12 protein-coding genes and 1 tRNA gene are annotated in these 13,632 nt (G+C 66.0%); 8 read left to right on the top strand and 5 right to left on the bottom strand.

Annotated features, from left to right (window positions below; genetic code table 11):
• The coding region (locus tag JHY01_RS15920; RefSeq protein WP_205326640.1) for a hypothetical protein at positions 1 to 325 on the bottom strand (325 nt) is incomplete at its 3' end.
• A gap of 275 nt (positions 326 to 600) precedes the next feature.
• Between JHY01_RS15920 and JHY01_RS15915 the strand changes: the two genes are divergently transcribed.
• The 6 genes from JHY01_RS15915 to JHY01_RS15890 all read left to right on the top strand — a co-directional run bounded on the left by JHY01_RS15915 (position 601) and on the right by JHY01_RS15890 (position 6,670).
• Positions 601 to 1,584, top strand: a complete 984-nt coding sequence (locus tag JHY01_RS15915; RefSeq protein WP_205326639.1) for a hypothetical protein — start codon at positions 601 to 603, stop codon at positions 1,582 to 1,584.
• 5 nt (positions 1,585 to 1,589) lie between these two features.
• Positions 1,590 to 3,623, top strand: coding sequence for an ImmA/IrrE family metallo-endopeptidase (locus tag JHY01_RS15910; protein WP_205326638.1), 2,034 nt, complete (start codon positions 1,590 to 1,592; stop codon positions 3,621 to 3,623).
• 87 nt (positions 3,624 to 3,710) lie between these two features.
• Positions 3,711 to 4,727, top strand: a complete 1,017-nt coding sequence (locus JHY01_RS15905) for a hypothetical protein (protein WP_205326637.1) — start codon at positions 3,711 to 3,713, stop codon at positions 4,725 to 4,727.
• On the top strand, positions 4,727 to 5,161 hold the full coding sequence (locus JHY01_RS15900) for a hypothetical protein (RefSeq protein WP_205326636.1): 435 nt from the start codon (positions 4,727 to 4,729) through the stop codon (positions 5,159 to 5,161). Before JHY01_RS15905 ends, JHY01_RS15900 begins: the two co-directional genes overlap by 1 nt.
• A gap of 20 nt (positions 5,162 to 5,181) precedes the next feature.
• Complete coding sequence (locus JHY01_RS15895; RefSeq protein ID WP_205326635.1) at positions 5,182 to 5,772, top strand: hypothetical protein; 591 nt, start codon at positions 5,182 to 5,184, stop codon at positions 5,770 to 5,772.
• A gap of 163 nt (positions 5,773 to 5,935) precedes the next feature.
• Complete coding sequence (locus JHY01_RS15890; RefSeq protein WP_205326634.1) at positions 5,936 to 6,670, top strand: hypothetical protein; 735 nt, start codon at positions 5,936 to 5,938, stop codon at positions 6,668 to 6,670.
• A gap of 274 nt (positions 6,671 to 6,944) precedes the next feature.
• Here JHY01_RS15890 and JHY01_RS15885 read toward each other — a convergent pair whose 3' ends face one another.
• Together JHY01_RS15885 and JHY01_RS15880 are read right to left on the bottom strand one after the other, a co-directional pair.
• The gene (locus JHY01_RS15885; protein ID WP_205326633.1) at positions 6,945 to 7,739 is read right to left on the bottom strand and encodes a hypothetical protein; all 795 of its coding nucleotides are present in this window, start codon (positions 7,737 to 7,739) and stop codon (positions 6,945 to 6,947) included.
• Positions 7,706 to 7,782, bottom strand: a tRNA-Arg gene (locus JHY01_RS15880). The genes JHY01_RS15885 and JHY01_RS15880 overlap by 34 nt, the downstream gene beginning before the upstream one ends.
• A 424-nt stretch (positions 7,783 to 8,206) precedes the next feature.
• Here JHY01_RS15880 and JHY01_RS15875 point away from each other — a divergent pair.
• Positions 8,207 to 9,211, top strand: a complete 1,005-nt coding sequence (locus JHY01_RS15875) for a M48 family metallopeptidase (protein ID WP_240192838.1) — start codon at positions 8,207 to 8,209, stop codon at positions 9,209 to 9,211.
• A 49-nt stretch (positions 9,212 to 9,260) separates the two neighbouring features.
• Here the strand turns inward: JHY01_RS15875 and JHY01_RS15870 are convergent, their stop codons facing one another.
• The gene (locus JHY01_RS15870) at positions 9,261 to 10,601 is read right to left on the bottom strand and encodes a dipeptidase (protein ID WP_205326632.1); all 1,341 of its coding nucleotides are present in this window, start codon (positions 10,599 to 10,601) and stop codon (positions 9,261 to 9,263) included.
• Between the two features lie 39 nt (positions 10,602 to 10,640).
• Here JHY01_RS15870 and JHY01_RS15865 point away from each other — a divergent pair, with 39 nt between their 5' ends.
• On the top strand, positions 10,641 to 11,432 hold the full coding sequence (locus JHY01_RS15865) for an SURF1 family protein (RefSeq protein WP_240192863.1): 792 nt from the start codon (positions 10,641 to 10,643) through the stop codon (positions 11,430 to 11,432).
• On the opposite strand, the gene JHY01_RS15860 is transcribed toward JHY01_RS15865, so the two are convergent.
• The gene (locus JHY01_RS15860; protein WP_205326630.1) at positions 11,416 to 13,587 is read right to left on the bottom strand and encodes a transglycosylase domain-containing protein; all 2,172 of its coding nucleotides are present in this window, start codon (positions 13,585 to 13,587) and stop codon (positions 11,416 to 11,418) included. The genes JHY01_RS15865 and JHY01_RS15860 overlap by 17 nt on opposite strands.
• Between the last annotated feature and the right edge of the window lie 45 nt (positions 13,588 to 13,632).

The raw sequence follows: 13,632 nt of genomic DNA, 5'->3' as shown, positions 1-13,632 counted from the left end.
GTGCCCGCTTGCTTTCATCTCCAGTGCCCTGGCCCGAAGCTCCGCACTCGCGCGCGGCTTTCCCTTTGCCATGCAAGCATTCTCGCATCAACACCCAGAACCCAACTTCACAGTTCCGGATTAGTAGGTCGGAGGGCTTCAGGTCGACGTTGCGCGCACGCCAAGCCAAGCCAACATCCCAAAGCTCGATGCCCGTATTCCACCGCGCCAGTACTTCGCCTTGGATTTTCAGGCGACCGATCGCCTCGCGTACCGGGGTCAAGTCGGCCCACTCAGGGGCGACAGCGGATAGCTGCCGAATTTGTACGTCTGTTTCGTTGCCCACGCGAGCTGGAAGGAGACGACGTCCCCTTCGAGGACCGGGCCGTCAGCCTCCGTCGTTCACGGCACAGTTATAACTACACACCGGGGTCAGGGCTCGAGTGCTCTGCTTTGTCGGATCTCTGAGCGGCACCCTTATGTGGCATTGGCATCGATTTGGTATCCCTCGATCGGGGACAATCTTGCTTCAACACTTGCGCTGCGAGACCGATCTGGAAGAATGGCTCATCCTTGATACTTCGTCGCCACCGCGATCCCCGTACAGAAGCAGGTGTGCCCGTGAATGAGGTTCTCAAGGAGCTTCGGGAGCTGGAGAAGTTCGGCCCTCGTGCGCTCGACCTGCTGTTGGACTTGGCAAGAAGCGAGCTGCGCCGTATCCCTGAACTTCAGAGAGATCATTCGAAAACCTACGACGACTATGCGCTGGGCTTCTTCGCAGAATCCGGGGAGGAACTGCTGACCGCCGTGCTTCTCCAGGCCGAGGATGATGATGCAGTCGGCAGGATGTTCCATACGTGGCTGCATCGCTGGATGATTGACGAGGCTCGGAAGGGTTCCCGGGGCCGACTGCGGGAGTCTCTCCGGAAGCGGCTCGAACGCGACCACCGGTTCAGGAGGGGCCCGGTCCCTATGCACTGGCAACTGGTCGACGGTCTCTCTGCCGTCTCAGGGGTCGATCCGGCCGATTTGATCGATGTTGCCTGGCAGCGTCATGTTTCCTACATTGCTCCAAGCAACGCCGACGCCGCCCGGCTGCGGCTTGGTGCGCGGGGTGAGCTCGAGAACCTCCTCATTGCGGTGTTCGAGGCGGCGAAGGGCAGCTTGTCTGAGGAGACGTTGACGACGGTCATCGCGGTCCGGCTGCCCTACCAGGTTGACCCGACGCTTTCGGTGTTGGATGTGGCCGCACTGCCAGCACCGGCGCCGACCACTCCTGAAATGCAGGTCATCGCAGAAGTGGAGACAGCGCAAATTGCCGAGGCTGCTGTCGTGGTGTATGCCGCGTTGACGGAGGTCGAACGTCGTCTTGTGCCAGTGATCGATGATCAGGCTGCGGCGTCCGCGCTTCTCGGTAAGGGGAGGTCGGCCACCTACAACCGGCTTCAGCAGCTCCGAGTCAAGCTTCGAGAGTTGGCGGGAAGTGAGGCAGCGGCTCGTGACATCCTCGAGGTCGTCATTCGACGCTGTTTGGAAGGCATTGAGTCGCCCGCGATCGGCATGGATGGATCAGCGTCTGTCCCGTCAACCTCACTGGAAGGGTAGGTGCGATGACTGACTCCTCGAACGCGCGGCAGCGGCTGATCGAACTGGCCCGGCGCACGACAGCGCCCACGGTGGTTCGCAAGACGGCTCCGTCTTCGGGCGACATCGACGCCCCGGAGTTCGACGTAGCCCCAGGACAGATCTGGGTTGGACGGCAGCAGGGACGAAGCGCGCTGTTGGTCATTCTTGAGGTGAACGGGGACCGTCGGACCGCGGTGGCCGCTCCGCTCTCCATCGAGCCGGGTATCGAAGCTGCGGATACTCTCGTCGTGGGACCGGGCGCGTCGCCGTTGGCGTTGACGACTGTGATCTGGTTCGATCTCAAACGAGCGATACCGGTCCGGGTGCTCTCCCGGCCGCTTGGGAAGATCGCCGCTCCGATATTCGATCTACTCACGCGGACGGCCTTGAACAGTCAGCAAGTACGTCAGATCAGCGATGTCCGGCTCGGTGCGCCGGATTACGACGTCCATTCATCGAACGCGAGGGTGAAGGCCGACCTTGAGGACCTCTTCGAGCTATGGGCCTCAAGCCTGGAGCCGATTGACACTCCCGACAAGCCAATCACACCGCCGAGCTCGACGCTCCCCGTTCAGTTGGCGCAGGTCGTGGAAATGCTCGGGGTCCCGCAGCCGATCGCCATGGCGATCATTCGGCGCGAACGACCTCTCACCCCCGACGAGCTGGCACGGCTTGCAGCAGGTACCGGGATCTCAGAGGCCGATCTTCAACCGTTCGAGCCGTCGCTGCCGCCTGAGCTGCTGATCGAACTCGAACAGCCTCGGTGGCGCCTCCTCGTCGAAACCACAGCCACATCTGAGGGCATCGATGAGCTCACGGCACGCCGGCAACTGAGTCAAAGCGCCTATGAGCTGGCGGCCCGTCAGCGAGGGGACGACACCTCCCTCTGGCGCCATAAGCTCCGAATGGTCGCCTACGCCCGACTCGACAATCGCCCTCTTGAACAGTTATTGGTTTCGCTGATGCCGATGATCTTCGACGCCGCTCCGGCGCAGGCTGCAGCCATGCTGAAGCACTTGGAGAGCCTCTCCCCTGGGGCTGCGACCCGCCTGCATGAAGACCCCTTCGCCGAACTCGAATCTTGGGATAACGTGCGGGTCAGACGAGTACCCGAACTGGACAATCTCCAGGGGGGCGTCACCGCCGAGGATTGCTCGGTCAGCGGCTCCTATGATGGGGCGCTCGCACCACCGACCATGGTCGTGACCGAGTCCCTTTCGCACCGGCGTCAATGCTTCACGCTGCTCCATGAGTTGGGGCACCATCTCCAGCAGCACGATCTCCACCTCGGTCAGGCGGTGCTCAAACACGAGCACCACAAGGCGTTCGAGGATGCCGCCTGCGATGCGTTCGCCGCCGAAATCCTTCTCCCCTCGCCGATGGTGGAGGCCATCATTGCCGAGCATGGGACGACCGTCGAGGCGGCGCTGGAGCTCTACCGCCGCACTACGGCCTCCAGAGCGGCTATTTGCGTTCGGCTGGCCGAGCACGTCTGCGGCCCTGGCGTCGTCGCCGTCATCGAGCCCTCGGGCACAGTCAGCTTCGCGTCCGCACACGGGAATCTGTATCCCCCGCGACGTGGGTCCGACCAACGTGCCAACCCGCTTGTTGAAGCCGCTCTAGCGAACCAAAGGGCCGCCCAGGTGGTCCGGAGGGACAACGCACTGATCCAGTACTCGACCGGCCATACCTCCGCCGAGCTCTACGGCCAGGCGGCCTGGTGCGACGGTCTCCTCTTCATCGTGATGGTCGAGCACAGCGCCCCCTGGCGCGCGTTCGCACCTCCGCGTGAGGGCCCGGCCCTGCGCAGTGCCAAGGCGCGCTGGGGGGACTGCGGAGTCTGTAACACCAATTTCGAGATCACCGACCGCTGCCCCACCTGCCGAGAGCCGCGCTGCCCCGAAGGGCACTGCGAGTGCACGCTCGCCGCCGAACGTCGCTGCGGGAAGTGCTTCCTGATGAAGCATCGGACGCAGTTCGAGACCGGCTCGACGGTGTGCAAGGAATGCTGCGAGTGAGGCCGCCGTGGACGATCGTCGTTCTGTCCCGTTAGCCCCAGTGACGGCGGGGATGGCCCGGTGTCACTCACAGAGGAGACGAATCTGGTGGGAACGACGGCTGACATGCTCGCGGCGATCCGCAAGCAGATCGATGCGGAGGCAGAGCCCCTGACGGCGGTCCGGACGCGCCTGGCGCTGGTCCGGAAGGTCGCGATCGGCTACGAGGGCGCGCGGCGCACCTACGCGAGCGGATCCCTTGCTGTCCACACGATGAACCACCCGGTGACCGACGGGGACAGCGGCCTCGTCCTCGACCGGCGCTGCTACCCGCAGCTCGGGCCCGAGGGCGGGGGCGAGTACCCGCAAGAAGTCGTCGACGACCTGTGCAAATTCCTGGGGCCGCTCGTGCGGGAGGAGTATCCCAAGGCGCGGGTCTGTACTTCCAAGCGCGGGCCGAAATTCTACTTCGGGTGTCCGATCAACGGGCAGGACCCCACCGTCGACATGGTCGTCGCGCTGACGCGGCGCGAGGGCAACGGCCTGTGGATCCCCAACCTCGCCAAGAACACCTGGGAGCCCTCCGATCCCGAGGGGCACGTGACTTTGCTGAACTCCGGGACGGCCTCGCACCGCTCGATCCGGCGCAAGATCATCCGGCTCGCCAAGGCGTGGAACAAACAGTTCGGCGAGCCGGGCGTGTCCTCATTCATGCTCTCGGTCTGGGCGTACGAGTTCGTCGAGCCCGGCATGGGGGTCGCTGACGGTCTGCAGACTTTCTTCGCCAAAGCCGCGGGGCGGCTCAAGGCCCACCAGGCCACGCCCGACCCGGCGGGGGTGTCGGCGAACCTCAAACTGCTCCTCCCTGCGAATAACGTGCAGCGGCGCTTGCAGAAGGCCGCCGAGGCGCTCGAGGAAGCACTCCTCGCCGACGGTGACGAGGACGCGGTCGCCGCCGCGCTCGGGCGGATCTTCTGGAAGTACGTCGACAGCCCGAAGACGAACCAGCTCGCCGCAGCGGTCCAGCTGCTCTCGAGTCGCTCCGCGGTTCCGGCTGCGGTGCTCGGGGTGTCCGGCCCGGCGGTGCTGATCCCCCCGACCCGCTCCTACGGGGACGTAGCCTAGTGGGCAAACCTGCCTGGCGGCACCCGCCATGGTTCGCCAAGCCCGCGAATCGCATCCGGTTCCTCCAGATGTTGAAGCTGGATTACCCGGATGCTGCTTTCGTTGCGCCCCGCCGCGAGTTCCGCGGCGGGTTCGCGGTCAGGACCAAGATCGAACCTGTTGGCGTCGACCGACGGACCGTCGAGATCATTTTTTCGCGCGGGCTGCCAGAAGAGCCGTGCGTGTTCGTCGACGGACTAACGGACTCCCCGCACCGTTACGGGGACGGGAGTCTGTGCATGTGGTTCCCCTACGATCCACCCGAAGCCCGTTGGTGCCGTCCCGATGGACCGACGGCGCTGCTCGGACACATCGCAGCCCACATCATCAAAGAGGAGTACCACCGACAGACGGGCGAATGGCCCGGTGCAGAAGCTCCTCATCGACACTCCTAACCTCGACCCGGAGGGCTTGAATGATCACTGGGATTCTCACCAGTGCAGTGATCGCGGCGCTACTCACCGGCACTGTGAACATCGGCCTTGGCTGGCGGAAGAGCCGGACTGAGGAACGCGACCGCGTGCGCACAGTGTTCGCCGAGGCCTTCGCGGCCTATACCGAGTACCGCGAGTACCCATATGTGATTCGACGCAGGAACGCCGATATCCCTGGGGACGAACGCGTCCGCATCTCCGAGATGGTCAGACAGACCCAGCAGCGCATCAACTACTACCTTGCCTGGACCCAATCTGAGTCACCAGCAGTCGGAAAGGCATACAACGAGTTGGTCACGGCGGCGCGGAACACAGCTGGCGTCGCGATGAAGGAAGCCTGGAAGACGCCAGCCATCACCGAAGACCACGAAATGAACATCTCAACCGCCGTTGTGAACCTGACTGATCTCACGAAACACGAGCACAACTACGCGATGGCAGTCCACGAGCACTTGCTGGCCTTCGCCTCGTGGCCAGTCCGTGTCTTTCGAGCGCTTAGAAGCTCGAGTCGCCCGGAGCAGGTGGCGCCCAGCTCCGGCCAAACAGCTGTCGCTCAGGCGGAAACCTTGTAACGGCTACGGCACCACTGAGGGTGTCCAGGTCATTGAGCAGGGATGCGCCGCTGCGGAAACCACCGGCCATGAGCCGTTTGCGGTCTCAGCTCGCGAGCCGCATGTGTGGTAGAAATCCGGGGTCGTGGCACTAATATCAACCACGAAGCGCAAGAATGGGATCATGGCCGCCAATGAACGTCTGGTTCTCAGTCCGCTCCCGAAGAAGATCTCTACGCACCCAGAGACGTTCGAGGCCGCCCGAAGACTCGAGGGGGCTCACGAGAGCGTCCAGGGCCACCTCGACACTTTGCACTCAGTTCGCGACCGCAAGATCAAGAACAATGTCAACATTCGCCGACTAGATCATAAGGAAGTGGACCTTCTGCGTGCCGCTATTGTTTTCGCCGGGGCGGGGCTTGACGCGGTACTTAAGCAGTTGATCTCGGATACCTTGCTGCGTCTAGTGGGTATTTCAAAGGACGCACGAAAACTGTTGGGGTCTTACGGCTCAAAGCTCGTTGACGAGGAACCCGGTGTAGCAAAACGCGTGCTCGCTTCATCGGATCGAAATACTGAGATTATGCATCACTATCTTGAAAATCTTACCAAGGGCAGTCTGCAATCTACCAGCGAGTTGAAGAGAGTGCGAGATGCGCTTGGACTCTCGGCAGTTGCCCACCTTAGTGATCAGCAACTAGACACTTTCGACGACTTTTTCCTTGCTCGAAATCAAATCGTCCATGAGCTTGATTTGAAAAAGCCGAGCGGGCCAGGCGACTTCACGAGAAGGAATCGAGCCATGTCAACTAGCCGTACACAAGCAGACGAAGCGCTACAGCTTGCACTGGTCTTCATTCAAGAGGTGGATGCCCTTCTCGACGCAACCAACTCAGCCATGGACCATTATCTGCAGTAGTCACTGCTCAAATTGCAGGCTTTGCTTTCGGCGAGGCCGTTTTCCACACAGAGCACTACCTCAGCCGAGAGACAGTTTCACCTCGTATACAGGACCGTCGATGGCAATGTCCAGGCGGGATGCGATCGCGGTGTTCCTCGACCGTGTTGCTGTTGTTCGAAGGCCAGGGAATCTGTCTCGGCGTCAAGGTGTAAATGAGCTCTCCCCGTTTACATGGCATGAGTTGTTCGAGGGCGGTAGCTCGTTCATCTCAATTGGTGGAGAGGGCCGCTCGCTACTCGGTGGGTTGCCGTATCCCAGAACCGCGAACTCGGGCGCTGATGGGGCGGCCGAGCTCGGTGCTGAGCCAGGCGGCGAGCCTGTGGCGGACGGCGGCTCTCCAGCGGTCGAGGGCGTCGGGGCTGAGGTCGTGTTCTTCGGCCCAGTCGCGTGCGAGTTGGCCCTCGAGATAGGTGTCTTGGATCATCTCGGACTCCTCTTCGGTGATCGCGCCGTCTGTGACGGCGCGGGCGAGGACGAGGTCGACGTGGCCGACGTGCTCGCGCGGCGGGTGGGATTCGTAGACGTCTGAGGAGAGCCGTTCCTGGTAGCGGTAGACCTCCTTGGTGTAGCGGCGGGCTTCGGTGTGGGCGGCGTTGCACAGGCGTGCGACGATGCGCGGCGCGGTGAGGTCCTCGGTGCCGATGGCGGCGGTGAAACCCTCGATCGCCGCGGACTCGATGTCAGCGCGGTCGGTTGAATCGGGTGCGAACTTCTCGGCACGGCGGACGGCGTTACGCAGGCCGCGCAGTGCCAGGCCGGCGCAGACGAGGGTCCACGGCGCGGCCTCGGCTCGGGCGAGACCGACCAGGTGCGCCCAGAGGCGGTCCTTGACTTCCTGGGCGACGCCGCGCCCGATCACGAAGTTCTTGGCCTCGGTGAAGGTCAGCTTCCGGTCGGGAAGACCGGTGATGCCGGTGGCGTCGATGCCGATCTCGGCGGGTGTGCCCTCGGCCTCGGCGAAGTACTCGGCGATGGCCTCCAGCGGTGTGGCGGTGGTGCGCCCGGCAGGATTCGAACCTGCGACCATTGGATTAGAAGTCCAGTGCTCTATCCAGCTGAGCTACGGGCGCCGGGCGGGGCCGCACAGGGCGCCGCGCCAGCGCAAGAATACCCGGGCACCGGTCCTTCGGGGTACCGGGGAGTCCGGAAGAGGGCATGGATACGGGGCGTCGCAAGAACACCCCAAACGATTCTCCGCGACGCCCCGGAATTGCTGACCCACATCAATGAGTAGTCCTTGGGGGCGTGAGTGTCAAGCGCCGCACCGAGTGTTGACGCCGATTCGTTATCCGCCCCCTTGTGGGCGGCAATGCCCGCTATGCGTCCTGACTGCTTGGGGCCCTTGCGGACTTCGAGGGTGAAATCCGACACGGCCCGGGGCGCGGCCCTGCCGGGCGCGGCCGGATCGGCCTGGGGCCGTGCAGTTCGCGCGAGGCCGCCGCGGCCGGAGCAGGCGTGCCACACTTGCACCAGAGCCAACCGTGAGGAGCGGGCATGAGCGACGACCAGTCACGGGCCGAAGGCGGTCCGGTCGAGATCAGGGATCCGGCTCGCGGGCCGGTCATCTTGCGCGGCATATCGACTCGGGCCTGGGAGCACCCCGCGGACCGGGGCGCTCTGGTGGCGCTGCGGGAGCTGCGCGGCTTCGACATCGTCCTTCGGAAGGTCTCCGGGATGGTCTCCGAGCGGGCCCTGCGGCTGAGCCTCATGGGCTCTTCGATCCGCGTCGACCGCCACCAGTACTCGCGCGTCTACGAGGCCTATCAGCAGGTGGGCGCGGTGCTCGACGCCCAGGACCTGCCCGAGCTCTACATCACCCGCGACCCCGACCTGGGCGGGATGTGCATCGGCATCGACAAGCCGGTGATCGTCATCAACTCCGGTTCGCTCGACCTGCTCGACGAGGCCGAGTTGAAGTTCCTGCTCGCGCACGAGCTGGGGCACGCGCTCTCCGGACACGGTCTGTACCGGACCCTCCTGATGGTGCTCGTGCGGCTGACCACCTCGGTGGCGTGGATTCCGGTCGGCGTGGTGGGCCTGCGGGTCATCACCGCCGCGCTCTACGAATGGGCCCGCAAGTCCGAGCTCTCGGCCGACCGGGCCGGCGCGCTCGCCGTGCAGGACCCGGCCGCGGCGATCCGCGTCATGGCGAAGCTCGCGGGCGGCGGCGACCTCCACGATGTGGACACGGCCGCTTTTCTGGAGCAGGCCAAGGAGTTCGAGACCGGCGGGGACCTGCGCGACAGCTTCCTGAAACTCATGCTCCTCGAACAGCGCAGCCACGATTTCGCCGTGGCCCGCGCCGCCGCGGTGAAGTCCTGGATCGACGACGGCGAGTACCGCGAGTACCTCGCCGGGGACTACCCGAAGCGCGAGGACGACAAGGACGCCTCGATCGCGGCCGAGGCCAAGGCCGCCGCGAACTCGTACCGCGAGGTGTTCCGGACCTCGGGAGACCCGCTCGCGAAGGTGCTGCGGAAGGTCCGCGAGGGCTTCTAGGCGCAACGGCAAGGGCCCGGTCCTCAGTGGACCGGGCCCTTGCGTGTCGCTATCGCTGGAGCTTCTCCAGCAGGAGGGCTTCGGCCACGCAGACCCGCTCGAACATCTCGATGTGGAGCGATTCGTTGGGGCCGTGCGGGTTCGAGTACTGGTCCTCGACGCCCGTGACCAGGATCGCGGCCTCGGGGAACAGCTCCTGGAAGGTGGCGATCATCGGGATCGAGCCGCCCACGCCGATCTCGACCGGCTCGGTGCCGTCCCAGGCCTCCGCAAAAGCGGCGCGGGCGGCGTCGAAGGACGGGCCGGTCGCGTCGATCGAGCACGGGTCGCCAAGACCGCCTTCGGGAGTCACGGTGACCTCGGCGCCCCAGGGGGCGTTCGCCCGGAGGTGCTCCTTGACGGCCTTGAGGGCGTTCGCGGCCGAGTCGCCCGCGGCGAGGCGGAATGAGACCTTCGCTCGGGCACGCGGCTGCAGCGCGTTCGCCGACGCCGCCGCGCCCGGCGCGTCGATGCCCAGCACCGTCGCGGTCGGCTTCGACCACAGCCGCTCGGTGAGCCGCCCGGTGCCGATGAACTCGGCGCCCGGCAGCATCCCGGCCTCGCGGCGCAGCGCCGCCTCGTCGTAGTCGAGGTCGCTGCTGCGGCCGCTGACGAGGCCCGCGACGGCCACGTCGCCGTTGTCGTCGTGCAGGGTGGCGATGAGCCGCGCGAGCGCGGTCAGCGCGTCGGGGACCGGGCCGCCGAACAGCCCGGAGTGCACCGCGCCCTCGAGGAGCGCGACCTCCACGTACACGTTGATCACGCCGCGGAGCGTGGTCGTGATCGAGGGGACCTCGGTGCGCCAGTTCCACGAGTCGGCGATGACCACCACGTCGGCGGTCAGCAGGTCCTGGTGCTCGCGGAGCAGCCCTTCGAGGGTGGGGGAGCCGAACTCCTCCTCGCCCTCGATGAGGAGCTTCACGCCCACGGGCGGCTTCCCGCCGAAGGCGCGCAGCGCGGCGATGTGCGCCATCACCCCGGCCTTGTCGTCGGCGACGCCGCGGCCGTAGAGCCGACCGTCCTTCTCGACCACGGTGAACGGGTCGGGCTGCTCCCACTTCGCGAGGTCGCCGACCGGCTGCACGTCCTGGTGGGCGTACAGCAGCACCGTCGGCTGGCCCGCGGGGGCGGGGAAGTGCGCGTACACGCTCGGCTGCCCGCCGCCGTGGGAGAGCTGCCTGGTCTCGGCCGCACCGGCTTCGTCGAGGAGCCGCTGGACGGCGTTCGCGCCTTGTCGGACCGGCTCGTGGTCGAGTCCTTCGAAGGCGATCGCCGGGATCTTGACGAGGGCCTCCAGATCGGCGCGCACGGCAGGCATGGCGGCGCGCACCGCATTCACTACATCGCTCATGGGGGGCAAGTCTAGGACCCGTCTACACTCGGCGACGTGATGCAGCGGTACCGGTTCGTCCTCGCACCCCGCTGGCTCGCGCTGACCGCGGCGGGCCTGGTCGTGATGGTCGTCTGCGTGCTGCTCTCCCAGTGGCAATGGGGGCGCGCCGTGCAGCGCGCCGCCGCGAACGAGGTGATCGAGGAGAGCCGGGTCGCCGCTCCCGTCGACGAGGTCCTGCCCGCCGGGGAGTCCCTCGACGACCCGGACCGATGGACCCTCGTCGAGGCCACCGGCGTCTACGACACCGCGCACGAGATCGTGCTGCGCGCCCAGACGAACAACGGCGTCAACGGCTTCGAGATCGTCACGCCCCTGGTCCTGGAGGACGGCTCGGCGCTCCTCGTCGACCGCGGCTTCGTCCCCTCCGAGAGCACCGGGCACGTGCCCGAGTACCCGGCCGCGCCCGCCGGCGAGGTCACGGTCACCGGCCGCGTCTACGAGTCCGAGCCCGAAGGCGGCTCGATCGCCGAGGTCGACGGGCACCTGGAGTCGCGCCGGCTGAGCCTCGAGATGTTCGAGGACCGCTTCGACTACGAGCTGCGCGCGGCGTGGGTGGCCGACATCGAACCGGCCGAGGGCTTCACCGCGCTGGAGACCCCCTCGTTCAAGGACTGGCAGAACTACTCGTACGCGATCCAGTGGGCGCTGTTCGCGGCCATGGTCCCGCTCGGCTGGGTCGTCCTCGCGCGCCGCGAGCGCCGCGACCTCGACGAAGCACAGCGAACAGCGGCCCCCGGCGACGAGCCGGAGGCCGCTGAAGACCCGGAGACGATCAATCCCCGTACATGATCTCCCGTGACGGCGGTTTGAACTTGATCTCGTCCACGCCCTTCAAGGCGTCCCTGAAGATCTTCCCCACCGTCTCCTTCGACGTGGACGTGTTCGACGCGCCCACCGGGTTGAAGATGTAGTCCGGGTCGGCCATGAACGCCCCCACCGTCATCTGCGGCGTGTAGCCCAGGAACCACGAGGCCCGGTTGTTGTCCGTCGTACCGGACTTGCCCGCGATGGGCCGCCCGGCCAGTTCGCCCACCACTTTCGAAGTGCCCCAAGGCCCGCACTGCGCGCCCTTGCGCTGGGTCTCGGTGACGCACCGGCCCGCGTCGGTCGCGGCCCGCGCCACGTCCTCGTCGAGCTCCTGATGGCAGCGCGGTGAGGCGGCGTCGAGCTCCTGGCCTACGGGGTCGATGATGCGCAGCGCCGGGATCGGCTCGCAGTACAGGCCTTCGGCGGCGAGCGTGTTGAACACGTTCGTCATCTCGATCGGCTGCACGTCGGAGACGCCCAGCGTGAACGGCCCCCAGCCCGCGCGCCGCTCCTCCGAGGCGTAGTACGCGTCGCCCTCGGAGCGCCACTGCAGGCCCATCCGCTCGGCCATCTCGACGGTCTTGTCCGCGCCCACCCGGTCGATGAGCTGCGCGAAGTACGTGTTCACCGACATCCCGAACCCGGACCACATGTCGCGGTTGCCCGCCATCGAGGCCGAGCCGTTCTTCGGGCACCACCGTCCGCCGCAGGCCGTGGTCGCCGAGACGAAGCTCGTGGCGACGCGGTTGGGGGAGTTGATGTTGTAGTCCAGCGGGTAGCCCGCGTCGAGCGCCGCGAGCATCGTGAAGATCTTGAACGTCGACCCGGCCTGGTAGCCGCCCTCCACGCCGCCGCCGAGCACCGGGTTCACCGTGTTCGGGTAGTTGCCCTTGCGGTCGAAGGACGGGTTCGAGTGCGGGCCGTTGTTCTTCTGGTCGTAAGAGAACGTCCGGTTCAGGCCCAGCGCCTTGATCCGGCCTGTGCCCGGCTCCATGACGACGGCGCCGTGCGCGAGCCTCGACTCCTTGCTCTTGGCGTTGTTGACGTGCTTGTTCGCCATCTTCTGCAGGTCGGGGTCGAGCGTGGTGATGATCGTGTACCCGCCTTGGCGCAGTTCGCGCTCGCGGTCGGCCGGGGTCGGCCCGAAGGCGTCCTGCTCCCGCCACCAGCGGCGGAAGTAGTCGCAGAAGAACCCGAACTCGGTGGGCGTGCCCTGGATGCCGATGCACGAGTTCGGCGGGTCCGAGACGTCCAGCTCGATCGGCAGGCCGCGCACCTCGGAGGCGTCGCCCAGCGACAGGTAGTCGATGTCGACCATCCGGTCGAGCACCCAGTTGCGGCGCTCGAGCGCCCGGGTCTGGTCGGAGGTGACCGGGTCGTACGCGGACGGGGCCTGCACCAGCCCGGCGAGCGTGGCCGACTCCTGCAGGTTGAGATCGGACGGGTGCTTGGAGAAGTAGACCTGGGCGGCGGCGAAGATCCCGTACGCGTTGTGCCCGAAGTAGGCCTGGTTGAGGTAGCGCTCGAGGATCTCGTCCTTGGTGAGCTGCTCCTCGACGGCCATGGCGAGGCGGGCCTCGCGCAACTTGCGCATGGCGGTCTGCTCGGTGGCGGCGATGACCTCGTCGATGGTCTCGGCGTTGAGCTGGAGCGCGCCGCGCACGTACTGCATGGTGATCGTGGAGGCGCCCTGCTGGACTCCGCCGGAGTTGTTGTTGGCGACGAAGGCGCGCGCGATGCCCCGGTAGTCGACGCCGTTGTGCTCGAAGAACCGCGAGTCCTCGGCGGAGACCATCGCCTGCTGCATGACGGGCGCGACCTCGTCCAACGAGACGTGGCGGCGGAACTCGTCGTAGAAGAGGCTGACGAGCGTCTCGCCGTCGGCCGCGTACACGTACGAGGTCAGCGGCGGGTCGGTCTCGGTGACCTCCACGGAGAGCGTGTCGATCGTGTCGAACCCGGCTTTCGCGCTCAAGCCCGCCATGGCGGCGAGCGGGAACACCAGGGCGGCGATCGCGAGCCCGGCGAGCAGGCTCGTGCGCAGCAGCGCGTACACGCCTTCGGCGGATGGTCCGGGTTCATCGCTCCCGTGTGCGGACAGTCCGGGCACACGGTGCTGGCGGGGTCGATCGCGCATATATCCAGCCTAGGGCACAGGCATGACCTCAAGGTGAAAAACCTC

It is taken from the genome of Glycomyces sp. YM15 (assembly GCF_016918015.1).
In the GTDB taxonomy this organism is placed as follows: domain Bacteria; phylum Actinomycetota; class Actinomycetes; order Mycobacteriales; family Micromonosporaceae; genus Glycomyces.
This window is presented reverse-complemented; position numbering and strand designations above follow the sequence as displayed.